The sequence below is a fragment of the Streptosporangium sp. NBC_01755 genome, from assembly GCF_035917995.1.
Classification (GTDB): domain Bacteria; phylum Actinomycetota; class Actinomycetes; order Streptosporangiales; family Streptosporangiaceae; genus Streptosporangium.
Map to the genome: position 1 here is coordinate 6,904,807 of NZ_CP109131.1, position 22,550 is coordinate 6,927,356.

At 69.6% G+C, this 22,550-nt stretch carries 22 protein-coding genes and 1 pseudogene; 19 read left to right on the plus strand and 4 right to left on the minus strand.

Annotated elements, in window-relative coordinates:
• Window positions 1-43: 43 nt before the first annotated feature.
• The 11 genes from OG884_RS31825 to hisG all read left to right on the plus strand — a co-directional run bounded on the left by OG884_RS31825 (window position 44) and on the right by hisG (window position 10,150).
• Entirely contained in the window at window positions 44-835 is a 792-nt protein-coding gene (locus OG884_RS31825) for a helix-turn-helix transcriptional regulator (RefSeq protein ID WP_326647056.1), read from the plus strand.
• Window positions 832-2,244 carry a Fe-S cluster assembly protein SufB gene (gene sufB / locus OG884_RS31830; RefSeq protein WP_326639035.1) on the plus strand — a complete coding sequence of 471 codons (1,413 nt, stop codon included), beginning with the start codon at window positions 832-834 and terminating at the stop codon, window positions 2,242-2,244. Before OG884_RS31825 ends, sufB begins: the two co-directional genes overlap by 4 nt.
• Complete coding sequence (gene sufD, locus OG884_RS31835) at window positions 2,244-3,365, plus strand: Fe-S cluster assembly protein SufD (protein WP_326639036.1); 1,122 nt, start codon at window positions 2,244-2,246, stop codon at window positions 3,363-3,365. Before sufB ends, sufD begins: the two co-directional genes overlap by 1 nt.
• Entirely contained in the window at window positions 3,362-3,679 is a 318-nt protein-coding gene (locus tag OG884_RS31840; RefSeq protein ID WP_326639038.1) for a Rieske (2Fe-2S) protein, read from the plus strand. Before sufD ends, OG884_RS31840 begins: the two co-directional genes overlap by 4 nt.
• 2 nt (window positions 3,680-3,681) lie before the next feature.
• Window positions 3,682-4,455 carry a Fe-S cluster assembly ATPase SufC gene (gene sufC / locus OG884_RS31845; protein ID WP_442811571.1) on the plus strand — a complete coding sequence of 258 codons (774 nt, stop codon included), beginning with the start codon at window positions 3,682-3,684 and terminating at the stop codon, window positions 4,453-4,455.
• Window positions 4,455-5,717 (plus strand): cysteine desulfurase, encoded by a 1,263-nt coding sequence (locus OG884_RS31850; protein WP_326639040.1) that lies wholly within the window; start codon window positions 4,455-4,457, stop codon window positions 5,715-5,717. Before sufC ends, OG884_RS31850 begins: the two co-directional genes overlap by 1 nt.
• A gap of 118 nt (window positions 5,718-5,835) precedes the next feature.
• Window positions 5,836-6,273 carry a Fe-S cluster assembly sulfur transfer protein SufU gene (gene sufU, locus OG884_RS31855; protein WP_326639042.1) on the plus strand — a complete coding sequence of 146 codons (438 nt, stop codon included), beginning with the start codon at window positions 5,836-5,838 and terminating at the stop codon, window positions 6,271-6,273.
• On the plus strand, window positions 6,270-6,644 hold the full coding sequence (locus tag OG884_RS31860; RefSeq protein ID WP_326639044.1) for a metal-sulfur cluster assembly factor: 375 nt from the start codon (window positions 6,270-6,272) through the stop codon (window positions 6,642-6,644). The genes sufU and OG884_RS31860 overlap by 4 nt, the downstream gene beginning before the upstream one ends.
• A 367-nt stretch (window positions 6,645-7,011) precedes the next feature.
• Window positions 7,012-8,730: a DEAD/DEAH box helicase gene (locus OG884_RS31865; protein WP_326639046.1), complete on the plus strand. Its 1,719-nt coding sequence runs from the start codon at window positions 7,012-7,014 to the stop codon at window positions 8,728-8,730.
• 250 nt (window positions 8,731-8,980) lie between these two features.
• On the plus strand, window positions 8,981-9,244 hold the full coding sequence (locus tag OG884_RS31870; protein ID WP_012892448.1) for a phosphoribosyl-ATP diphosphatase: 264 nt from the start codon (window positions 8,981-8,983) through the stop codon (window positions 9,242-9,244).
• A gap of 60 nt (window positions 9,245-9,304) precedes the next feature.
• A complete protein-coding gene (gene hisG / locus OG884_RS31875; RefSeq protein WP_326639055.1) occupies window positions 9,305-10,150 on the plus strand; it encodes an ATP phosphoribosyltransferase in 846 nt (281 codons plus the stop codon).
• A 380-nt stretch (window positions 10,151-10,530) separates the two neighbouring features.
• Here hisG and OG884_RS31880 read toward each other — a convergent pair whose 3' ends face one another.
• On the minus strand, window positions 10,531-11,373 hold the full coding sequence (locus OG884_RS31880; RefSeq protein WP_326639057.1) for a siderophore-interacting protein: 843 nt from the start codon (window positions 11,371-11,373) through the stop codon (window positions 10,531-10,533).
• A gap of 191 nt (window positions 11,374-11,564) precedes the next feature.
• Window positions 11,565-12,665 (minus strand): EAL domain-containing protein, encoded by a 1,101-nt coding sequence (locus OG884_RS31885; protein WP_326639059.1) that lies wholly within the window; start codon window positions 12,663-12,665, stop codon window positions 11,565-11,567.
• Between the two features lie 132 nt (window positions 12,666-12,797).
• Between OG884_RS31885 and OG884_RS31890 the strand changes: the two genes are divergently transcribed.
• The 6 genes from OG884_RS31890 (at window position 12,798) to OG884_RS31915 (ending at window position 18,981) form a co-directional block, all read left to right on the plus strand.
• On the plus strand, window positions 12,798-13,454 hold the full coding sequence (locus OG884_RS31890; RefSeq protein WP_326639061.1) for an acVLRF1 family peptidyl-tRNA hydrolase: 657 nt from the start codon (window positions 12,798-12,800) through the stop codon (window positions 13,452-13,454).
• A 176-nt stretch (window positions 13,455-13,630) separates the two neighbouring features.
• Window positions 13,631-15,229, plus strand: a complete 1,599-nt coding sequence (locus OG884_RS31895; RefSeq protein ID WP_326639063.1) for an ABC-F family ATP-binding cassette domain-containing protein — start codon at window positions 13,631-13,633, stop codon at window positions 15,227-15,229.
• Window positions 15,230-15,343: 114 nt separating this feature from the next.
• A complete protein-coding gene (locus tag OG884_RS31900) occupies window positions 15,344-15,559 on the plus strand; it encodes a helix-turn-helix domain-containing protein (protein WP_030904785.1) in 216 nt (71 codons plus the stop codon).
• Between the two features lie 135 nt (window positions 15,560-15,694).
• Window positions 15,695-16,498 (plus strand): enoyl-CoA hydratase/isomerase family protein, encoded by an 804-nt coding sequence (locus tag OG884_RS31905; protein WP_326639071.1) that lies wholly within the window; start codon window positions 15,695-15,697, stop codon window positions 16,496-16,498.
• A 169-nt stretch (window positions 16,499-16,667) separates the two neighbouring features.
• On the plus strand, window positions 16,668-18,542 hold the full coding sequence (locus OG884_RS31910) for an ABC transporter ATP-binding protein (protein ID WP_326639073.1): 1,875 nt from the start codon (window positions 16,668-16,670) through the stop codon (window positions 18,540-18,542).
• A gap of 70 nt (window positions 18,543-18,612) precedes the next feature.
• Window positions 18,613-18,981 (plus strand): transposase, encoded by a 369-nt coding sequence (locus OG884_RS31915; RefSeq protein WP_326639075.1) that lies wholly within the window; start codon window positions 18,613-18,615, stop codon window positions 18,979-18,981.
• Between the two features lie 15 nt (window positions 18,982-18,996).
• Here the strand turns inward: OG884_RS31915 and OG884_RS31920 are convergent, their stop codons facing one another.
• Window positions 18,997-19,887 carry a sulfotransferase family protein gene (locus OG884_RS31920; RefSeq protein ID WP_326639076.1) on the minus strand — a complete coding sequence of 297 codons (891 nt, stop codon included), beginning with the start codon at window positions 19,885-19,887 and terminating at the stop codon, window positions 18,997-18,999.
• Between the two features lie 30 nt (window positions 19,888-19,917).
• Between OG884_RS31920 and OG884_RS31925 the strand changes: the two genes are divergently transcribed.
• Both OG884_RS31925 and OG884_RS31930 read left to right on the plus strand, forming a co-directional pair.
• Entirely contained in the window at window positions 19,918-20,844 is a 927-nt protein-coding gene (locus OG884_RS31925; RefSeq protein ID WP_326639078.1) for a S66 peptidase family protein, read from the plus strand.
• Between the two features lie 39 nt (window positions 20,845-20,883).
• Window positions 20,884-21,828, plus strand: a complete 945-nt coding sequence (locus OG884_RS31930; protein ID WP_326639080.1) for a hypothetical protein — start codon at window positions 20,884-20,886, stop codon at window positions 21,826-21,828.
• Between the two features lie 245 nt (window positions 21,829-22,073).
• Here the strand turns inward: OG884_RS31930 and tnpA are convergent.
• Window positions 22,074-22,515, minus strand: a pseudogene (tnpA, locus tag OG884_RS31935) (IS200/IS605 family transposase).
• Window positions 22,516-22,550 lie beyond the last annotated feature (35 nt).

Genomic DNA, 22,550 nt, shown 5'->3' on the forward strand with positions numbered 1-22,550 from the left:
GAAGCAATTACGGCACACTGATGTTGTGAAATACGTGACCGGGATGCAGGGCACCGAGGGAGCCGCCGACGCGCGGCCCTCCGTCGTGTCCGCCGAGCGCAGCACGCGAGCGCGTGTCGCCCGGCTCATCCTGGAGCACGGGCCCGTCACCGCCGCCGCTCTCGGCGAGCGGCTGGGTCTCACTCCCGCCGCGGTCCGCAGGCACCTGGACGCGCTGCTGGCCGAGGGAATGGCCGAGACGCGCACCGCCAGGCCGCGGGGCCAGCGCGGGCGTGGCCGACCGGCCAAGCTGTTCGCCATAACGGACGCCGGCCGGAGCGCCTTCGAGCACGCCTACGACGGTCTCGCCGGGAGCGCGCTGCGTTTCCTGGCCGAGCGCGTGGGTGAGGAGGCCGTCGCGGAGTTCGCCCGATCACAGGTGGCCGGCCTGGTCGCCCGCCTGCGGCCGGAGATGCGCGAGGTCCCCGCCGACCAGCGGGTGCGCGTCCTGGCCGAGGCGCTGTCGGCCGACGGCTACGCCGCCTCGGCGAGCAAGGCCAGCCTCGGCGGCGAGCAGCTGTGCCAGCACCACTGCCCGGTGGCGCACGTGGCCGCGGAGTTCCCGCAGCTGTGCGAGGCCGAGACGGAGGCGTTCGCGCGCATCCTCGACACCCCCGTGCAGCGGCTCGCGACCATCGCCCACGGCGATGGCGTGTGCACCACACATGTGAGTCCCCACCGGGATTCCGGGCCGGGCGCGAGGGAGCGCGCGACGAACTCCCCGGCATCCGCGCCGGTGCAATCACCAGCAACCCACGAAACGATCGACATATCGAGCAAGGAGACCGGAAGGTGACTGTCACCGACCGCCCGGAGCTGGAAGGCCTCGGGAATTACAAGTTCGGCTGGGCCGACTCGGACGCCGCGGGAGCGACGGCCCGACGCGGCCTGTCCGAAGAGGTCGTCCGCAATATCTCCGCGCTGAAGAACGAGCCGGAGTGGATGCTGGACCTTCGCCTGAAGGGGCTGCGCCTGTTCGGCAAGAAGCCCATGCCGAACTGGGGCTCCGACCTCAGCGGGATCGACTTCGACAACATCAAGTACTTCGTGCGCTCGACCGAGAAGCAGGCCGCCTCCTGGGAGGACCTGCCCGACGACATCAAGAGCACCTACGACAGGCTCGGCATCCCCGAGGCGGAGAAGCAGCGCCTGGTCGCCGGCGTCGCCGCCCAGTACGAGTCCGAGGTGGTCTACCACAAGATCCGTGAGGACCTTGAGGAGAAGGGTGTCATCTTCGTCGACACCGACACCGCCCTCAAGGAGCACGAGGAGATCTTCAAGGAGTACTTCGGGACCGTGATCCCCGTCGGCGACAACAAGTTCGCCGCGCTGAACACGGCGACCTGGAGCGGCGGCAGCTTCATCTACGTGCCGCCGAACGTCAACGTGGAGATTCCGCTCCAGGCCTACTTCCGGATCAACACCGAGAACATGGGCCAGTTCGAGCGGACCCTGATCATCGTGGACGAGAACTCCTACGTCCACTACGTCGAGGGCTGCACCGCGCCGATCTACTCCTCGGACTCGCTGCACAGCGCGGTCGTGGAGATCATCGTGAAGAAGGGCGCGCGCTGCCGCTACACGACCATCCAGAACTGGTCGAACAACGTCTACAACCTGGTCACCAAGCGCGCCGTGGCGTACGAGGGCGCGACCATGGAGTGGGTCGACGGCAACATCGGTTCCAAGGTCACCATGAAGTACCCGGCCATCTACCTGATGGGCGAGCACGCCAAGGGCGAGACCCTCAGCGTGGCCTTCGCCGGTGAGGGCCAGCACCAGGACGCCGGCTCCAAGATGGTGCACCTCGCGCCGAACACCAGCTCCTCGGTGATCTCCAAGTCCGTCGCCAGGGGCGGCGGCCGCACCTCCTACCGCGGTCTGGTCCAGATCGAGGAGGGCGCGTACGGCAGTGCCAGCACCGTCAAGTGCGACGCGCTGCTCGTCGACCAGATCAGCCGCTCCGACACCTACCCCTACGTGGACGTGCGTGAGGACGACGTCTCCATGGGGCACGAGGCCACCGTCTCCAAGGTCTCCGACGACCAGCTCTTCTATCTGATGAGCCGCGGCATGGGCGAGGACGAGGCCATGGCGATGATCGTCCGGGGCTTCGTCGAGCCGATCGCCCGCGAGCTCCCGATGGAGTACGCCCTGGAGCTGAACCGCCTGATCGAACTGCAGATGGAAGGAGCCGTCGGCTGATGGGTCTCGACACCGCAAAACCCTTGTCGACGCTCCACGAGAAGGCCTCGTACGACGTGGCGGACTTCGCGGTACCGACCGGCCGGGAGGAGGAGTGGCGCTTCACCCCGCTCTCCCGGCTCAAGGGGCTGCACGAGGGCGTCGCGGCCTCCGCGAACGTGGTCGTGCACGTCGACGCCGCCCCCGAGGTCACCGTGGAGACCGTCGGCCGCGACGACGCGCGGCTCGGCCGGGCCTACGTGCCCGCCGACCGGGTCAGCGCCCAGGCCTACGCCTCCTTCGAGAAGGCCACCGTGATCACGGTGGCGCGCGAGGTCGTCGTCTCCACCCCGACGGTGGTCACCCTCACCGGGTCCGGCCGGGGCGCAGCCTACGGCCACACGGTCGTGAAGCTGGAGCCGATGGCCGAGGCCGTGGTCGTCCTCGACCACCAGGGCAGCGCGCTCTACGCCGACAACGTCGAGTTCGTCGTGGGCGAGGGCGCCACGCTCAAGGTCATCAGCCTGCAGGACTGGGCGGACGGCGCCGTGCACGTCTCCCACCACCACGCCCTGCTCTCCAAGGACGCGACCTTCCGCAGCTTCGTGGTCACCCTCGGAGGCGACCTGGTCCGGCTCTCCCCGTCGGTCTCCTACGACGGTCCCGGCGGCGACGCCGAGCTGAACGGCCTCTACTTCGTCGACGCCGGCCAGCACCTGGAGCACCGCCTGCTCGTCGACCACTCCCGGCCCGGCTGCCGGAGCAACGTCGACTACCGCGGCGCGCTGCAGGGCCAGGACGCCCACGCGGTCTGGATCGGCGACGTCATCATCCGGGTCGAGGCCGAGGGCACCGACACCTACGAGCTCAACCGCAACCTGCTGCTCACCGACGGCGCCCGCGCCGACTCGGTGCCCAACCTGGAGATCCTCACCGGAGAGGTCGCCGGTGCCGGCCACGCCAGCACCTCCGGCCGCCTCGACGACGAGCACCTCTTCTACCTGCAGGCCCGCGGGATCCCCTACGAGGACGCGCGTCGCCTCGTCATCAGGGGCTTCTTCGCGCAACTGGTGGAGAAGATCGAGGTCTCCGAGCTTCGCGAGCGAGTGCTCGCCCGGGTCGAGGCGGAGCTTGAGAAGTGACGTTCGAGAAGGTCTGCAAGCTCGCCGACATCCCCGACGAGGGCGTGATCGGCATCGAGGTGGGCGAGACTCCCGTCGCCCTGGTCCGCCGGGGCGATGAGGTCTACGCGCTACACGACGTGTGCTCCCACGCGGAGGTGAAACTCAGCGAGGGGGAGGTCTACGACGGCACCCTGGAGTGCTGGCTGCACGGTTCGTGCTTCGACCTGCGTTCGGGCAAGCCCACCGGTCCGCCCGCCATCAAGCCCGTCCCCGTCTACCGAGTCAAGATCGACGGCGATGACGTCCTCGTCTCGCTCTCGAAGGAGTCATAAAAGTGTCTGACACGAGCCGAGTTCCCTCGGGTTCCACCCTGGAGATCCGCGACCTGCACGTCAACGTCGCCGACAAGGAGATCCTGCGCGGCGTCAACCTGACCGTGCGGGCCGGCGAGACCCACGCCATCATGGGCCCCAACGGCTCGGGCAAGTCCACGCTCGCGTACGCGATCGCCGGTCACCCCAAGTACACGATCACCGGCGGCCAGGTCCTGCTCGACGGGGTCGACCTGCTGGAGCTGACCGTCGACGAGCGCGCCCGCGCCGGACTGTTCCTCGCCATGCAGTACCCGGTCGAGGTCCCCGGTGTCAGCGTCTCCAACTTCCTGCGCACCGCGGTCACCTCCGTCCGTGGCGAGGCCCCCAAGCTCCGCCAGTTCGCCAAGGACCTCAAGTCCGGCATGGACGCCCTGTCCATCGACGCGGCCTTCGCCCAGCGCAATGTCAACGAGGGCTTCTCCGGCGGTGAGAAGAAGCGCCACGAGATCCTCCAGCTGGAGCTGCTCAAGCCGAAGATCGCGGTTCTCGACGAGACCGACTCCGGCCTCGACGTCGACGCGCTGCGCGTGGTCTCCGAGGGGATCAACCGCTTCCGCTCGGGCGGCGAGACCGGCGTGCTGCTCATCACCCACTACACCCGCATCCTGCGTTATGTGAAGCCGGACTTCGTCCACGTCTTCTCCGCGGGGCGGATCGTGGAGCAGGGTGGCCCCGAGCTCGCCGACAGGCTTGAGGACGAAGGCTACGAGGCGTACACGAAGGCGTCGGCCTGATGGTGGACACCGGCTTTGACGTGGAGAGGATCAGGAAGGACTTCCCGGTCCTCTCCCGAGAGCTTCCCGGCGGCAGGCCGCTGATCTATCTCGACTCGGGGAACTCCGCGCAGAAGCCCACCCAGGTGGTCGAGGCGATGCGCGAGCACATGGCGATGCACTACAGCAACGTCGGCCGCGCCATGCACGCGCTGGGCGCCGAGTCCACCGAGGCGTACGAGAACGCCCGCGACAAGGTCGCCGCCTTCATCGGCGCGCCCGACCGTGACGAGGTGGTCTTCACCAAGAACGCCTCCGAGGCGCTCAACCTGGTGGCGTACGCCTTCGGCAACCCCATCGGCGAGGACCCGCGCTTCCGGCTCGGCCCCGGCGACGAGATCGTCATCTCCGAGATGGAGCACCACTCCAACATCGTGCCGTGGCAGATGCTCGCGCAGCGCACGGGCGCGACGCTGCGCTGGTTCTCCGTCACCGACTCCGGCCGGCTGGACCTGTCGAACCTCGACGAACTCGTCACCGAGCGCACGAAGATCGTCTCGATCGTGCACCAGTCGAACGTGCTGGGCACGGTCAACCCGGTCGCCCCGGTGCTCGCCAGGGTCCGCGAGGTCGGCGCGCTGATGATGCTCGACGCCTCGCAGTCGGTGCCCCACCAGAAGGTGGACGTGGCCGCGCTGGGTGTCGACTTCCTGGCCTTCACCGGCCACAAGGTCGTCGGCCCCTCGGGGATCGGCGTGCTGTGGGCCCGCGGTGAGCTGCTTTCGGCCATGCCCCCGTTCCTGGGCGGCGGCGAGATGATCGAGGCGGTCTGGATGGATCACTCGACCTACGCGCCCGCGCCGCACAAGTTCGAGGCGGGCACGCCGCCGATCGTCGAGGCCATCGGTCTCGGCGCCGCGGTCGACTACCTGTCCGAGATCGGGATGGACGCCGTCGTCCGGCACGAGCACGAGCTCACCGCCTACGCGCTCGGGTCGCTGGGGGAGATCCCGGGTCTGAAGGTGATCGGCCCGCTGGACCTCGCCGACCGCGGCGGCACCGTCTCGTTCACGCTGGAGGGGATTCACCCGCACGATGTCGGGCAGATCCTGGATGACAACTTCGGCGTGGCGGTACGCGTGGGGCATCACTGCGCTCGTCCGCTCCACCTGAGATTCGGGATTCCCGCGACCACGCGGGCGTCCTTCTACCTGTACAACACACCGGCCGAGATCGACGCTCTGGTCCGCGGCCTCCACCACGTGCGGAAGGTGTTCGCCTAGTCATGCCCGAGCAGTCGAGCCGGCGGGCGAGCGAACGGCGGGCGCCACACGCCCACGGCACGGCGTCCGGCGACGCGCGAGCGTACGGCGCAGCGAACGAGAAGGTGAGCACGACCCTATGATCGCCGAGTCCATGTACCAGGAGCTGATCCTGGAGCACTACAAACACCCGCAGGGGAGGGGTCTTCGCGACCCGTACGACGCCGAGGTCCACCATGTGAACCCGACGTGCGGCGACGAGATCACCATGCGGGTGAAGCTGGGCGACGGCGGCAAGGTCGAGGACGTCTCCTACGACGGGCAGGGCTGTTCCATCAGCCAGGCCGCGGCCTCGGTGCTGCACGAGCTGGCCACCGGCTCGACCGTCGACGACTCGCTCGGCGTCGTGGAGGAGTTCACCCGGCTCATGCAGGGCCGGGGGAAGGTCGAGGCGGACGAGGACGTGCTGGGCGACGCCGTGGCCTTCGCGGGGGTCGCGAAGTTTCCCGCTCGGGTGAAGTGCGCGCTACTGGCCTGGATGGCCTACAAGGACGCGGTCGTGAGGAGCATGAAATGAGCAAGGCTGTTGAGACGCCGACCACGGCGTACGACGGGGACACCACCCATGACGAGGTCATGGAGGCCCTCAAGGACGTCGTGGACCCCGAACTCGGCATCAACGTGGTCGACCTGGGCCTGATCTACGGGCTCCACCTGGACCCCGCCGAAGGGGGCGAGGGGGACGCGTTGCCGGTCGCCACCATCGACATGACGCTGACCAGCGCGGCCTGCCCGCTGACCGACGTCATCGAGGACCAGGCGCACTCGGCCCTGAACGGCATGGTCTCCAATGTGAAGATCAACTGGGTCTGGCTCCCGCCGTGGGGCCCGGACAAGATCACTGACGAGGGTCGCGAGCAGCTCAGGATGCTCGGTTTCAACGTCTGAGACGCGGTTTTCGGTACGGCTCGCACCCCCCGGGTTCGGGCCGTACCCGATTGTGTGAGAGGATCTCCGAGGCCGGGAAGAAAAGCCCGGCTGGGAGTGTTAACTCCAACCGACGGACAAGCGGCCGGCTGATGCCGGACGCCCCGACCGAACTCGGCACTGCGAACGCCGGGTATGCTTGATCGTGGTTTGACTGCGTGCGGGTAATGCTAGACCCGCCCCGTGCGGTGCGCCTCGACTTGCACCGCACTACCACCCCCATGTGGGTGTTGATCAAGCGCGGCCTCAGGCCGCGCGTTCCAGGCTCGTCCTTTCGCAGAAGTGACGTGCCCCGTTCTTCTATCGAAAGGCACGAGTCTTCGTGACCATGCTTGACGCTGTTCTGCCCGAAATCACCGAAATCTCCCAGGTCTCCGCAGGCACGTCCGAGTTCACCCTCCTCGGTCTGCCGAAGCCGCTGGTGACCGGTCTCTCCCGTGCGGGCATCGACAGTCCCTTCCCCATCCAGCGGGCCACGATCCCCGACATCCTCGCCGGCCACGACGTCCTCGGCCGCGGCCAGACCGGCTCGGGTAAGACGCTCGCCTTCGGCCTGCCCATGATGACTCGCATCGCCGGAGCCAAGGCCCGCCCCGGCCACCCGCTGGCCGTCGTGCTGGTGCCGACCCGCGAGCTCGCCATGCAGGTGACCGACGCGCTGGAGCCCCTCGGCCGTGGCCTGTCGCTGCGGATGAAGACCGTTGTCGGCGGCATGTCCATGGGTCGTCAGATCGAGGCGCTGCGCCGCGGCGTCGAGGTCGTGGTGGCCACCCCCGGCCGCCTGACCGACCTCATGCAGCAGGGTGAGTGCATGCTGGACGAGGTCCAGGTGACGATCCTCGACGAGGCCGACCACATGTGCGACCTCGGCTTCTTCCCGGTCGTCAGCGCGATCCTGCAGCAGACCCCGGCCGACAGCCAGCGCCTGCTGTTCTCCGCGACCCTTGACGGTGACGTGGACAAGCTCGTCCGCCGCTTCCTCACCAACCCGGTGACCCACTCCATGGCCCCGGCCGCCTCCTCGGTCGACACCATGGAGCACCACGTGCTGGAGGTGCACCGCGACGACAAGTTCCCGGTGACCGCCGAGATCGCCAACCGCGAGGGCCGGACCATCATCTTCGTGCGCACCCAGCACGGCGTGGACCGGCTGTGCAAGCAGCTCGCCCAGGTCGGCATCAAGGCCGGCGGCCTGCACGGCGGCAAGCGCCAGAACCAGCGCACCCGCATCCTGGCCGAGTTCAAGGAAGGCACGATCAACGTCCTGGTCTGCACGGACGTCGCGGCCCGTGGCATCCACGTCGACAACATCAGCCTTGTGCTGCACGTCGACCCGCCCCAGGACCACAAGAGCTACCTGCACCGCGGCGGCCGCACCGCCCGCGCCGGGGAGAAGGGCACCGTCATGACGCTGGTGCTCCCCAACGAGCGCCGCTCCACCGACGCGATGACCCGCCGCGCGGGCATCAAGCCGTTCCGCGTCAAGGTCACCCCGGGCCACCCGCGCCTGGAGGAGGTCGCCGGTGCGCGTACCCCCAGCGGCGAGCCGATCCCGGTCTGGGAGCCCTCGGCTCCGGCCGCCAAGCAGCGCCAGGGGCGCGGCGGTTTCGGCGGCAACGGCGGCGGGCGTGGCCCGCGCCGCTTCCGCTCCGAGCGTCCCGCCCACGGCGAGGGCCAGCAGCCCCGTGAGCGTGCCTTCGGCGACGACTCCCGCGGCGGCCAGTACCGTTCCGAGCGCCCGGCCGGCGGCGGTTTCCGCTCCGACCGTCCCGCGGGCGGCGGCTACCGCTCCGACCGCGGCGAGCGCCCGGCCGGTGGCGGCTTCCGTTCCGAGCGTCCGGCGGGCGGTTACCGCGGTGGCGAGCGGCGCGAGCCGTTCCGCGCAGACCGTCCGGCCCCGGCCGGCGGCGGTTTCCGCTCCGAGCGTCCCGCGGGCGAGCGCGAGCCCTTCCGCGGTGACCGTCAGGGCGGCGGCTTCCGCGGCGGCGAGTTCCGCGCCGACGGCCGCGGCTCCGCCCCGCGCGGCGGCAGCCGCTACGGCCGCTGATCACCTCGTAGGGCCTCCAAGAGATAACCCGGTGAGAACCCCGAAGGGGCCGGTACGGCGCACGCCGTACCGGCCCCTTCGGGGTTCTCCGGCCGGAGTCGTCACCGACTCGGTCGCGGGACGGTCGACCGGAGTGGTGATCTCCGGAGAGCAGCCGGCGGCTCGCGGCACGCGCGGGTGGACCCGCACACGTTTGGGTCGGCGAGCCCGTTAGGCTTGACGCGCACATCCGACGACGCCGAGAGAGATCATGAAGACCTTCGAAGAGCTGTACGCCGAGCTGTCCGACAAGGCGCGCACCCGGCCCGAGGGCTCGGGCACCGTGGCCGCGCTGGACGCCGGGGTCCATGCCATCGGCAAGAAGGTCGTGGAGGAGGCCGCCGAGAGCTGGATGGCGGCCGAGCACGAGTCGAACGAACGGGCGGCCGAGGAGATCTCCCAGCTCCTCTACCACGTGCAGGTCCTCATGATCGCCAAGGGGATCGGGCTGGACGAGGTCTACAAGCATCTGTGAGCCGGTGCGCCCGGCTTCCGGTCCGTAGGCAGATCCCGTCCACACATAAGGAACCCAGCCATGCTTCGCATCGCCGTACCGAACAAGGGCGCCCTCACCGAGGCCGCCCAGACGATACTCAAGGAAGCCGGATACCGCGCCCGCAAGGACAGCAAGGAGCTCGTGGTCGTCGACCCGGAGAACTCCTGCGAGCTGTTCTTCCTGCGGCCCAAGGACATCGCCGTCTATGTCGGCGAGGGCACCCTGGAGGCCGGGATCACCGGCCGCGACATGCTCCACGACTCCGGGGCACAGGTCGAGGAGATCATCCCGCTCGGTTTCGGCCGCTCCACCTTCCGCTTCGCCGCGAACCCGGGTGACTTCGACTCCGCCGCCGACCTCAAGGGCAGGCGCATCGCCACCTCCTACAAGGGCCTGCTGGAGTCCTACCTGGCCGAGCAGGGCGTCGACGCCCGGGTGATCAAGCTGGACGGCGCCGTCGAGACCGCCATCCGGCTGGGCGTGGCCGATGCCGTGGCCGACGTCGTGGAGACCGGCACCACGCTGCGCAACATCGGCCTGGAGGTGTTCGGCGAGCCGATCGCCCACTCCGAGGGTGTGCTGATCAAGCGGATCGGCGCCGTGCAGACCCCGGGCCTGCAGCAGCTCGTCCGCCGCCTGCAGGGCGTGCTGATGGCGCGTGACTACGTGATGATGGACTACGACATCCGCGCCGAGCGGATCGAGGAGGCCATCGCCCTCACCCCCGGGATGGAGGGTCCCACGGTCTCCCCGCTGCACCGGGAGGGCTGGGTCGCGGTCCGGGCCATGGTCCCGCGCAAGGGGCACCAGCAGGTCATGGACCAGCTCTGGGAGATCGGCGCCAAGGCCATCCTGGTGACCGCCATCTTCGCCTGCCGGATCTGACCCGGCGCGCCGCGGGGACGCCCGCCTCACGGCGCGCCTGACCGCTGTCCCTGCGGTGCCTGTCGGTCCGGGTCTGCGGCGGTGTCCCGGATCTGACAAATGTCACTTCCAACGGCGGGACGGACGAGCGTCCGTCCCGCCTCCGGCGGCTGTCGGGGATCTCCATCGGCCTGGTCTACCGGTGCTTCCCGATGCTTCCCGATGCTTCCCGGTGCTTCCCGGTGCTTCCCGGTGCTGGAGATCGTCGCCGGCGAGCTGGACGGCGCCCGTGCCGCCCTGGAGGCGGCGGGGACGCGGCTGACGATTCCGTAAGACGCACGCCCGCAACCGCATCGAGGCGGTCGAGCGCGCCCGGACCCAGGGCCGGCTCTGAGGCGGGTTCACGAGGAGAGTGCCGCGGCCTCCTCGGCCTCGATCTGCTCGTTCCACTCGCGCTTGGAGGAGCGCCATGCCTCGTCGTCGCGGCCCAGGCGCCAGTAGCCCGAGATGGACAGCTGGGACAGCGGGATGCCGCGCTCGGTGCGCAGGTGGCGCCTGAGCTCGCGGACGAAGCCCGCCTCGCCGTGGACGAAGGCGTGCACGGTGCCGTCGGGGAAGTCCAGTTCACGGACCGCCCTGACCAGCCGCTCACCGAACGGGGCACCCATGCGGTGTAGCCAGACGATCTTCACGTCGCCAGGGGAGTCGAGTCGCTGCTCCTCCCCGGGGTCCTCGATCTCGATGAAGGCCCAGGCCCGAGCCCCGGCGGGAAGGTGCCCCAGGGAGGCGGCGATGGCCGGCAGCGCGCTCTCGTCTCCCGCGAACAGGTGCCAGCCGGCTTCCGGATCGGGGGTGTAGGCCCCACCCGGGCCGAAGAAACAGATCTCCTCACCCGGTTGGACCCGGTCGGCCCACGGCCCCGCGAGGCCGCTGTCGCCGTGGTGGACGAAGTCGATCGTCAGCTCGCCCGCGTCGGCGTCCCAGTGGCGGACGGTGTAGGTGCGGGTGGTGGGCCACTGCTCGCGGGGCAGGTCACGGCGGATCGCCTCCAGATCGAACGGCTGCGGGTAGCTCACCCCCGCCGGGGCGAACAGCAGCTTCACGTAGTGGTCCGTGTACTCGTCCGCGTGGAAACCGGCAAGCCCCTGGCCGCCGAGCACCACCCGGATCATGTGCGGGGTGAGCCGTTCGACCCGCTGGACCCGGACGCTCGTCACCTTGCGCGCGGGTTTCTCGTCTGCCATACGCCACTCCGGGGGAGTCAAAGTTAGGTGAACCTAACTCGTACCATACGTCACCGAAGTGCGGTGATGGTGTCCGCCGCCCGGCCTGTCCGCTCCGGGGCGGTGATCGCTGCTGTGAATCTACTTTGTAAAGGCGTCGGGGCCGGTGCGGAAACCCCACGATCCCGGATGCCGGCGAGCCGGGCCGTGCCTCAGTGGCGCATGGACGCGACCTGGCGGATCAGGTCGGAGACCCGCACGATGCCCATGCAGCGGCCGACCTCGTCGGTGACCACCAGGTCGTCGTAGACGCGCTCGGCGTCGCGCCCCGCGACCTGCATGGCCGCGATGGCGGAGGTCGTCTTGGGAACCGCGCGGGCGGGGTCGGCCAGCCGTCCGGCGGGTTTCCTGCCGTGCAGGGCGTGGCCGAACCGGCCGGAGATCGACAGCAGGAAGCGGCTACGGTCGAGGCTGCCCCTGGGACGCTGGTACTCGTCGACGAGGACCACGCTGGTGATGGACGGCTCGCCGCCGAAGGCGTTGATCACGGCCTCGGCGGTGGCCTCGTAGGGCAGGGTCACCGCGGGTAGCAGGAACTCCTGGACGCGTGGACCGAGCGTGAACCGAGACGGCTCCTGCTCGACGACCGGGAGCGGCACGTGCACCCGGCCGGACGGTCCGGGGGTCAGCAGCGGGCCCTGTGCGAGCCGTACCCCCCAGCCGCGGAGTGCGGAGAGCTGGGCCTCGTCGCTCACGCCGGAGGCCAGCACGTGCGCGCCCGCCTCCCTGGCGAGCCGGGCCAGACCCTCGCCGATCGCGGTGCGGCGCGGGTCGCGGGGCACCTGGGCGATCAGGTCCGGGGAGATCACCGCCAGGTACGGTGCGGCGTCGGCGAGAAGGTCCAGCGGGATGTGCCCGGTGCCCAGGTCGCCCACCGCGATGAGGTAGCCGATGGCGCGCAGGCCGTCCAGGCCGACGATCAGGGAGCGGCGCTCGAACTGGGCGAAGTCGCCCCGTACGGTGAGGATCACCTCGCGGGGTCGCCGCCCGGACGCGCGGAGGGCCTCGTGGAGCGGTGCCAGTGCGGCCGTGCCGCCGATCACCGCGACCGTCGGCAGGGTCAGCACCAGCGGGAGCAGGGTCTCGCCGGCGGCGGCGTCGTGCACCGTCTGGATCGTGGTGGAGATGTTCCCGCGGCCCTCGCCTCCCGCCTGGAGTGCGATGACGCCTCCGGTGTCGAGGTCGACGACAGGCGTGAGGCTCGCGGGGGCCGCTGCGGAGGCCTGCGGGTTGACGTGCGCTCTGGTCGTCACATTCAGAAGGATGGGGGTTGCTGTGGCATCACAGAAGCAACGTGCAGCGATGTTCACTGATATTTCGCTGTTCGTTGGATTTGGTCGGCGAGATCGTGTGTTCCGCGAGGTCAGCCGGTAGTGTCGCGTTTCATGACGTCGCGACCGGCCAAGGGGGGAGGCCGCTGGGTCTCGGTGGCGCCCGACCGCCTGAACCGCTGGATCGACGGTTTCGTCGACAGGCACGGCCCGCCGGGGGTGACGGCCTCGGTCTCGGTCGTACGCCTCGAAGGCGCGGACGGCGCGGTCGCCGAGTGCCAGGTGCCGTTCCCGCCGCTGACCCCGTCCGGGGGCGGTCCGCTGGCGCGTCTGGTCACCCACGTGCGCACCGAGCGCAGGGTCGGGGTGCTGCTCGTCCGGCTGGGCGGCCACGCGGCGGGGATCTTCCAGGGTGAGGAGCTGCTCTCCTCCAAGGTCGGTTCGCGGCCGGTTCACGGGCGCAGCGCGGCGGGTGGCTGGTCACAGCGGCGTTTCGCCCGGCGCAGGGAGAAGCAGGTGGACCAGGCGCACGAGGCGGCGGCCGAGGTGGCGCTGCGCGTCCTGGGGCCGTGGGTGGGCGAGCTGGAGGCTGTCGTGCTTGGCGGAGACCGGCGCGCGGTCGACGCGTTGCGCTCCGACCGCAGGCTCGCCCCGGTCTTCGCGCTGGAGGCCGAGCCCTTCCTGACGGTCCCCGATCCGAGGCTGGTGGTCCTCAAGGACACCCCCGCCGGGTTTCGCGCGGTCCGCATCAGGGTGAGCGATCCCACGTAATCGAGGAGAGCCCAGGTGTTGCCGCGCCGTACACTGATCGGTATGCGCACTCCCGATTGACCGTCGTCCCGATGAAGGCGAGACGGCCGAGCCGAGAGCCGGGAGACACAGGGCGCGGCGGGTTCGGCCACAGTGAAGTGAGCCTGTGTATTTCCTGCTGGGAGTGTTCTCCAACCATGATCGTAGCTTCTGACATCGAACTGCGGGCCGGGGCCCGCCTGCTCATCGAGGGCGCGTCGTTCCGGGTGAACCCCGGTGACAAGATCGGGCTCGTCGGCCGTAACGGGGCCGGAAAGACCACGCTGACCCGGGTGCTCGCGGGGGAGGGGGCGGCGGCCTCGGGCACGGTCTCCATCAGTGGCGAGGTCGGCTATCTGCCGCAGGACCCGCGCACCGGTGATCTGCACGTGCTGGCCCGCGACCGCATCCTGTCGGCCCGCGGGCTGGATGAGGTGCTGCGCGAGCTGCGCGAGGCCGAGCTGGGCATGTCCTCGGCCGACGATCGCACCAGAGACCGCGCCGTGCGCGCCTACGGGCGCCTGGAGGACCGTCTGCACGTGCTGGGCGGGTACGCCGCGGAGTCGGAGGCCGCCTCGATCGCCTCCAGCCTGGGGCTGCCGGACCGGGTGCTCGGCCAGCCGTTGGAGACCCTCTCCGGAGGGCAGCGCAGGCGGGTGGAGTTGGCTCGGATCCTCTTCAGCGGGGCAGAGACTCTCCTTCTTGACGAGCCGACAAACCACCTAGATGCGGACTCAATCGGGTGGCTTCGTGATTTTTTACGATCTCACCAGGGCGGCTTGATCATTATCAGCCACGACGTGGGTCTTCTTGAAGCGACGGTAAACCGCGTCCTGCACCTCGACGCCAACCGTTCGGTGATCGACACCTACAACGTCGGCTGGAAGTCCTATCTGGCCCAGCGGGAGACCGACGAGAAGCGCAGGAGGCGCGAGCGCGCCAACGCCGAGAAGCAGGCCTCCGCCCTGATGTCGCAGGCCGACAAGATGCGTGCCAAGGCCACCAAGGCCAAGGCCGCGCAGGACATGCAGCGCCGCGCCGAGCGCCTGCTTTCCGGCCTGGAGGTGGAGCGGCGCAGCGACAAGGTCGCCAAGCTGCGCTTCCCCCAGCCCGCTCCGTGCGGGCGCACCCCGATCATGGCGGAGGGGCTGTCGAAGTCGTATGGCTCCCTGGAGGTCTTCACGGACGTCGACGCCGCGGTCGACAGGGGCAGCAGGGTCGTGATCCTGGGTCTGAACGGCGCGGGAAAGACCACTCTCCTGCGCATCCTGGGTGGCGTCGAGGAGCCCGACACCGGGGCGGTCAAGGCCGGTCACGGGCTCAAGCTGGGCTACTACGCGCAGGAGCATGAGACGATCGACCCCGGCCGCAGCGTGCTGGAGAACATGCGCTCGGCCGGGGGAGAGCTTCCCGACGTGGAGTTGCGCAAGGTTCTGGGCTCGTTCCTGTTCACCGGCGACGACGTGGACAAGCCTGCGGGGGTGCTGTCGGGAGGGGAGAAGACGCGGCTGGCACTGGCCACGCTGGTGCTGTCGGCGGCCAACGTCCTCCTCCTCGACGAGCCCACGAACAACCTCGATCCGGCCAGTCGAGAGCAGGTTCTTTCGGCGCTAACGTCCTATTCTGGGGCGATTGTGCTTGTCACGCATGATGAGGGTGCTGTGGAGGCTCTACGACCCGATAGGGTGATCTTGCTGCCTGACGGAGTTGAAGACGCATGGAGCGACGAATTTTCCGATCTTGTGGCACTTGCGTGATCTTAATTTGAGCGGGTACGGATCTTTTCCCGTGGAGTAGGTAGCCGATCTCGCTGAAATGACTGATCATGGCGTGTGTAACGCTGCGGAAGTCTGGCACTACAGGAGGTACTCGTGGCCGAGACTCTCAAGAAGGGCACCCGGGTTACCGGGGCCGACCGTGAAAAACTGGCCTCCGATCTCAAGAAGCGCTACAGCGCGGGTGAAAGCATCCGTGCTCTGGCCGCTTCGACCGGCAGGTCGTACGGGTTCATCCACCGCATCCTGAGCGAGTCCGGTGTGACTCTGCGCGGGCGTGGTGGCGCCACCCGAGGCAAGTCCAAGCGCTGACTCCACCTCGGAACGCGCGACCGCAGCCGCTCGTCCCCCACACGCCGCAGCCGTTCCCGCCCGAGCCTATAGAACCTCATTCTGGAGAGTCGATAGGGTCGGGCGAGGCGGAAACGGAAGGTGGGAGAACGGGCGATGGTGGAAGCGGTGTTCGGGGGGAGTGCGGAGGAGATCTCTCTCAAGGAGGTCGGTCTGCGCTACGAGGTGGACGGCGAGATCGCGACGATCACGCTGGACCGTCCGGAGAAGCGAAACGCTCAGACGTTCGCCACCTGGTCGGCTCTGGCTCATATCGGTAACAACCTGCCGCAGCAGGTGAGGGTCGTCGTGATCAGAGGTGAGGGGCCGTCCTTCTCGGCGGGGATCGATCTGAGGATGTTCACACCGGAGGGGGTACCAGGGCAGGGGACGTTCACGTCCCTGGCGACACTCGAGGAGACGGCTTTCGTCGACCGGGTGGCGTCGGCCCAGCGGGGTTTTCTCTGGCTGAGGCGTCCCGACATCGTCTCCGTGGCAGCTGTGCAGGGCCACGCGGTAGGCGCGGGGTTTCAGCTGGCGCTCGCCTGTGACCTGCGGGTCCTGGCGGACGACGCCAAGCTGTGCATGAAGGAGCCGGCTCTCGGGCTGGTCCCCGACCTGACCGGCACCAAGCCGCTGGTCGATCTGGTGGGCCTGTCCCGGGCCATCGAGATCTGCCTGACCGCCCGCGTCGTGGGGGCGCAGGAGGCGGCCAGGATCGGCCTGGCCGAGCTGGTCGTCGCACCGGGAGAGCTGACGGAGGCCGTGCGCGACCTGACCGCCGCGCTGCTGGCGACCAACCGCGACGCCGCGACGGCGACCAAGCGGCTGCTCCAGGGTGCTTCGGGGCGCACACTGGAGGAACAGGCCGCGGCCGAGGCACGCGAGCAGGAGGCACGTATCAAGGCGCTTTTCGGGTAGCCCGTCTGGCTTTCACGCGAGAGACCCGACCCGAGACGGTCGCGACCTCCGGGGCTCAGCCGTGGGGAGAGGTCAAGCGGCCCATTCGGGCGAGCCGCGGGTGTTCGCCTCAAGCTGATGAGGGAATGAGTGTGCCTCTCCCGGTGCTCGCACCGGGAGAGGAGGCCAGATGGCAATGATGGGTGGGGGCTTCGGCCCCCAGATGATGCACTCGCTCCGGCGTGACAGCTCGGTGACCAAGGAGCGTCTGGCGCCGGGCACGGTCAGGCGCATCGCCCGCTACGCCAGGCCGTTCTCGCGGCATATCGCGGCCTTCCTCGCGCTGGTGGTGGTCGGCTCGGTCATCGTGATCGCCAACCCGCTGCTGATGAAGGCGATCATCGATGACGGCATCGTCGCGAGGCGCCAGGGGGTGGTGATCGCCCTCGCGCTGGTCATCGCGGGCCTGGCGGTCGCGGACGCGGTGCTCACCCTGGCCCAGCGCTGGTTCTCCGCGCGGATCGGTGAGGGCCTCATCTACAACCTGCGCACCGAGGTCTTCGACCACGTCCAGCGCATGCCCGTGGCCTTCTTCACCCGCACCCAGACCGGCGCCCTGGTCTCCCGGCTCAACACCGACGTCATCGGAGCCCAGCGCGCCCTGACCAGCACGCTGTCATCGGTCGTGGCCAACGTGGTCATGCTGGTGCTGGTCCTGGGCGCCATGCTGGTGCTCTCGTGGCAGATCACCCTCGTCGCCCTCGTACTGCTGCCGATCTTCGTCTTCCCCGCCAAGTGGGTCGGCAGGAAGATGTCCGGGCTCACCCGCGAGCAGATGGAGCTCGACGCCGAGATGAGCTCCATGATGACCGAGCGGTTCAACGTAGCCGGTGCGATGGTCGCCAAGCTGTACGGCCGCCCGGACGACGAGGCCGACGCCTTCGGCGGCAAGGCGGGGCGGGTTCGCGACGTCGGCGTCACCGTGGGCATGTACGGGACGGTCTTCCGGGTCGCGCTCGGCCTGGTGGCGGCGCTGGCCACCGCCCTGGTGTACGGCCTGGGCGGCGTGCTGGCCGTCTCCGGCGTCTTCGAGCTCGGAACCCTGGTGGCCCTCGCCGCCCTCCTGATGCGCCTGTACGGCCCGCTGACGAGCCTGTCGAACGTGCACGTGGACGTGATGACCGCGCTGGTCAGCTTCGACAGGGTCTTCGAGGTGCTCGACCTGCGGCCCATGGTCGCCGAGCGGTCCGATGCCAGGCCTCTTCCCGAGGGGCCGGTCTCCGTCGAGTTCGACGACGTCCGGTTCAGGTATCCCTTGGCCTCGGAGGTGTCGCTGGCCTCACTGGAGGCGGTGGCCCGCCCCGACACCGGGCCCGGCCACGAGGTGCTGCGCGGCGTCACCTACACCGCCCGCCCCGGCCAGATGGTCGCCCTGGTCGGCCCCTCCGGAGCGGGAAAGACGACGATCACCGGCCTGCTCTCACGCCTCTACGACGTCAGCGGGGGTGCGGTCCGGATCAACGGCCTGGATGTGCGCGACGCCACCCTGGCCTCCCTGCGCGACACCGTGGGGGTCGTCATGCAGGACGCTCACCTGTTCCACGACACCATCGGGGCCAACCTCCGCTACGCCAGGCCCGAGGCGAGTGAGGAGGAGATCTGGGAGGCGCTGCGGGCCGCCCAGATCGCCGAGTTGGTCATGGACATGCCCGAGGGGCTGGAGACCGTGGTGGGCGACCGGGGCCACCGGCTGTCCGGCGGGGAGAAGCAGCGGCTGGCCCTGGCGAGACTGCTGCTCAAGGCGCCTCGCGTGGTCATCCTCGACGAGGCCACCGCGCATCTGGACTCCGAGTCCGAGGCCGCCGTCCAGCAGGCGCTGAAGGTCGCGCTGGCCGGACGCACCTCGCTGGTCATCGCCCACCGGCTGTCCACGATCCGCGAGGCCGACCAGATCCTGGTGGTGCAGGACGGCCGCATCGTCGAGCGGGGCCGGCACGAGGAGCTGCTGAGCAGGGGGGCGGTCTACGCCGAGCTCTACCGGACTCAGTTCAGTCAGGCGTCCTGACCGTGTCCACGGCGCCGGCGGCACGCCTTCGAGTGGCTCTTCCAGCGCGGATGGTGTAGATCATGGTGGCGTGGAAGACCGGCTTAGACGTGATGACCTGACCGACGACGAGTGGGCACGGCTGGCGCCGTTACTGCCCGCTCACGCCAGGCAGGGGAACCGGTGGGCCGATCACCGCACGATCATCGACGGGGTGTTCTTCCGTACCAGGACCGGCTGCCCCTGGCGGAAGCTGCCCGAGGTCTACGGCAAGTGGAAGACCGTCTACAACCGGCACCGCCGCTGGTGCCTGGACGGCACTTGGGAGATGATCCTGGACACGCTGCCGAGCGGCGGTGACAGGGCGGCGGGCGGCGGTGCCGAGAGTGCCCCGGCCCTGAGGCCCGCCCCGTCCGGGGACATCCGTCCAGGTGCGATGTTCGAGGTCGCGAACTGGTGACCGGCGGGCCGGCCGTCAGGGTGAGGGGACGTAGCCCAGGCGGGTGAGCTCCTCGCGGGCGACCTTGGCCACCAGTTCGGCGTCCTGGCCGCGCAGGCGGGTGTGCCAGACGCCGACCCTCGGCATGTTCCCGCCCAACAGGGCGATCTTGGGGACCCGCGTCTCCAGGAAGTCGGAGAGCTCGCCTGTGGCCTTGGCCGGGGAGGCGACCAGGTCCTCGTAGCGCAGGGTCAGCAGCTGCGCGCGGGGTAGCTCCTGGTGGAGCGAGGCCGCGAGCCGGACCGCGCTGCGCCAGCGCAGCGCGCACTTCCCCGCTGTGGGCATCGCCTTCCAGCGTTCGCGGTGCTCGCCGGAGCTGACGCCGAGGAAGGGGTTGGGGAACTCCGTCTCGTCGCTCAGCATGGCCGGTTTGAACCACGTCAGGGCGGCGGGGTCGGCCAGCATGTCGGCGGCCACGTCACGGCCGTCCCTGATCAACTGGACGAAACGGGCGTCGGGAAAGGCCTGTAACAGCACCGAGGCGCTGTAGAGCAGGTCGGGGCTGGCGTCGCCGAAGCGGGCCACCGAACCCGAGGCCACGCAGGGACCCGCCCCGGTCACGCCGCCCGCTTCCCGGCACGGGGCCGGGCACTCCTCGCAGGCGCCGGAGACGATCTGCCAGGACTCGGCCATGGCGTCGCGGAGCACACGGGTCGCGCCCATGCCCCGCCCCGCGATCGAGGGCCGCCGGGCGAAGGCGTAGACGACGTGCGCCACCGCCGCCCGTCCCATGGTGACGTGGAAGCCCGGGGAGCGTTTCAGGGCACGGGCCAGCAGGTCCGCGCCGGAATGCGGGGCGGCGAGCACGAACACCGGGCGGCGGACCTTGATGCCGTTGACCACCAGGATGTGAGGCGGAGGTCGCATATGAAAGCCCAGTGTGGCACCGTTTGGGGAGTGAAAGAACCGGCTGCCGGCATACCGGTCCCGCCCCCGCCGCGCTCGGGTGACACGGTGGCGGTGGTCGCACCGTCGGGACCCCCCGATTTCGAGAGGCTGGCGCGCGGCGTCCGTGTTCTGGAAGGGCTCGGTCTGAAGGTCGTCATCGGTGCTCATGTCCTCGACAGGGACCGCTACCTGGCGGGCTCCGACGCCGACCGCGCCCGCGATCTGCAGGACGCCTGGTGCGACCCCGCGGTGAGCGCGGTGTTCTGCGCTCGCGGCGGCTACGGGGCCACCCGGCTCCTCGGCCTGCTGGACTGGGACGCGATGCGGGCCGCCGACCCCAAGGCTCTGGTCGGCTCCAGCGACGTCACCGCGCTGCACAGCGCGTTCGCCGTGGAACTGGGCGTCGCCTCCTGGTTCGGTCCGATGCCGGCCTCTGCCACGATCAGCGACCCCGCCGGACCCGAGCCGCGCACCTTCGAGAGCCTCACGGCCGCCCTGGCCGGAGCGCCGCCGCCGATCACCGGTGACCGGGTGATCGTTCCAGGTGAGGTCACGGCACCGGTCACCGGCGGTAACCTCAGTCTGCTGGCCGCGCTCTGCGGCACGCCGTACGCGCTGTCGGCACGGGGGCGGATCGTCCTGCTCGAGGACGTCGGCGAGGCGCCGTACCGGATCGACAGGATGCTCACCCAGCTGCTGCAGGCGGGGGCGCTCGACGGAGCCGCCGGGTTCGTCCTGGGCTCCTGGATCGACTGCGGCGACCCCTACCCCGTGCTGGAGGAGCTGCTCACGCCGCTCGGAGTGCCCGTCATCGCGGGGCTGCCGATAGGGCATGGAGAGCCACAATTTTCAGTATTGCTTGGGACACTTGGTGCTATTGATGCAAAATCGTGCTCTCTTGCCTACTCAACAGGGGGCGCCGACGAGGCACTCTAGGTGCGAACCTAGGAGGAAACCGGCAGAGGGGACGCACGCGTGAGATTGTTCCGGCGGCACCGTCACCGGCGAACCGAGGCGCTGCCGCGCCCGATCGAAGAGGTCGATCTCGACTCCCTGCTCGCCCTGGTCGCGGACAGTCTCGGTTATGCCTGCGCGTTCGACCCCGGCGGCGGCGTCCTGACGCTCACCGGCCCGCGCCGGGTCGTGGTGCGGCTGGCGGGGCTGCGCGCCGAGGCCCTGAGGCGCTCCCGCGAGGACTGGCCGATGCTCGTCTCCGAGCACCTGTCCCACGTCCTGGCCACGCTGGACGAGCCGCTCGACGCCTGTGACCTGGATCAGATACGCCCGATGCTGCGGACCCGCATCCAACTCGACGACGACCTCGACTCGACCCGCGTGGTCGGCCGTCACCTCACCGCCGACCTGGTCGAGGTGCTCACCATCGGCTACGGCCCCGCCGGTCGCCCGGTCCGCCCCGAGGAGGTCGGCTGCTGGCCGATCACCGCGGCCCAGGCGCTCGACGTGGCCCTGGAGAACGCCCGCCAGGACGAGCGGCTCTCGGTGACGGAGGGCGATCTCGGTGGGGTGGCGGTCCGCAGGCTGACCGGGCCCACCGCCGGCGCCGCCGCCCACCTGCGCAGGCTGGGCGACTACCTGCCGGTCCCCTCCGACGGGGTTCTCGTCGCGCTGCCCGACCCGGCGACGCTGATCGTCCACCCGGTCGAGGGCATCGGCGTGGTCCGCGCGATCGAGCGGCTCCGGCTGTTCGCCCAGCGGGAGTTCGACATGCGCGCCGAGGCACTCAGCCCGCAGGTCTACTGGTGGCACGGTGGCCGCCTCTCCCTGATCAGGGCCGATCTGGTCAGCCAGGGCGGGCAGACCCGGCTGGTGGTCGCACCCCCACCGGACTTCGCGCGTGTCCTGGCGGCCATGGCCGTCCGCCCGGAGGCCCATTCCGACGGCGAGTCCGGCGTCGGCTGACGCGCCGATCACCCGAAGCGGAGGAGGTCCCTCGCCCCGAAGGACTCCGTCGGCCGATTCTCGGATCGGTCCCGGCGCTCCCGCCCGCGCCCTGGCAGTGGTCGCGGGATGGGGCATGATGGGGTCTGGATCTACCGAACTGTGGGCCAGTGCCCCGGTGTTCACGCCGGAGGTGAAGACCCACGCGGGAGTGCCCGCCAGGGCGCGAGCGTGCCCTGGCCTTCCGTGCCCGTGAGCAGGTCGGCTCACGCGGGTCGTTTCCGCTGTTCGATGTACTGCTTGAGGACCGCGAGCGGTGCGCCGCCCACGCTTGCGGCGAAGTAGGAGCCGGACCAGAAACGCCCGCCGCACAGGTATTGGCGGACGTGAGCGCCGTATTCCTTGCGCAGCATCCGCGCCGAGACGCCCTTCGGTTGAGTTGACGAGCTTGGACAGGGCGACCTTTGGCGGGTAGTGGACCAGCAGGTGAACGTGGTCGTGGTCGCTGTTGAACTCGCGAGGTTCGACCTCGAAGTCGGCGCGGACCTCGCGCATGAGTTCCTCGCAGCCGACCGGCATCGGGCCGGTGAACACCCCATGCCGGTACTTCGTCACGAACACCACGTGTGCGTGAAGGCCGCGGACAACATGGCGTCCGGTGCGTACCTCGGGGTTTGGATTCCACCGCGGTGACGTAAACCAAACGATACGATCACGGTGTGGAATCGGTGAGGCAGACTCGT

What these genes read in the sequence shown, in the direction of transcription:
- hisG (WP_326639055.1), top strand. Translation starts at nt 9,305, where the DNA reads ATGCTTCGCATCGCCGTACCGAACAAGGGCGCCCTCACCGAGGCCGCC.
- OG884_RS31860 (WP_326639044.1), top strand. Translation starts at nt 6,270, where the DNA reads ATGAGCAAGGCTGTTGAGACGCCGACCACGGCGTACGACGGGGACACC.
- OG884_RS31890 (WP_326639061.1), top strand. Translation starts at nt 12,798, where the DNA reads ATGACGTCGCGACCGGCCAAGGGGGGAGGCCGCTGGGTCTCGGTGGCG.
- OG884_RS31850 (WP_326639040.1), top strand. Translation starts at nt 4,455, where the DNA reads ATGGTGGACACCGGCTTTGACGTGGAGAGGATCAGGAAGGACTTCCCG.
- OG884_RS31880 (WP_326639057.1), bottom strand. Translation starts at nt 11,373, where the DNA reads ATGGCAGACGAGAAACCCGCGCGCAAGGTGACGAGCGTCCGGGTCCAG.
- OG884_RS31920 (WP_326639076.1), bottom strand. Translation starts at nt 19,887, where the DNA reads ATGCGACCTCCGCCTCACATCCTGGTGGTCAACGGCATCAAGGTCCGC.
- OG884_RS31910 (WP_326639073.1), top strand. Translation starts at nt 16,668, where the DNA reads ATGGCAATGATGGGTGGGGGCTTCGGCCCCCAGATGATGCACTCGCTC.
- OG884_RS31825 (WP_326647056.1), top strand. Translation starts at nt 44, where the DNA reads ATGCAGGGCACCGAGGGAGCCGCCGACGCGCGGCCCTCCGTCGTGTCC.
- OG884_RS31905 (WP_326639071.1), top strand. Translation starts at nt 15,695, where the DNA reads ATGGTGGAAGCGGTGTTCGGGGGGAGTGCGGAGGAGATCTCTCTCAAG.
- sufD (WP_326639036.1), top strand. Translation starts at nt 2,244, where the DNA reads ATGGGTCTCGACACCGCAAAACCCTTGTCGACGCTCCACGAGAAGGCC.
- OG884_RS31870 (WP_012892448.1), top strand. Translation starts at nt 8,981, where the DNA reads ATGAAGACCTTCGAAGAGCTGTACGCCGAGCTGTCCGACAAGGCGCGC.
- OG884_RS31865 (WP_326639046.1), top strand. Translation starts at nt 7,012, where the DNA reads ATGCTTGACGCTGTTCTGCCCGAAATCACCGAAATCTCCCAGGTCTCC.
- sufU (WP_326639042.1), top strand. Translation starts at nt 5,836, where the DNA reads ATGATCGCCGAGTCCATGTACCAGGAGCTGATCCTGGAGCACTACAAA.
- OG884_RS31895 (WP_326639063.1), top strand. Translation starts at nt 13,631, where the DNA reads ATGATCGTAGCTTCTGACATCGAACTGCGGGCCGGGGCCCGCCTGCTC.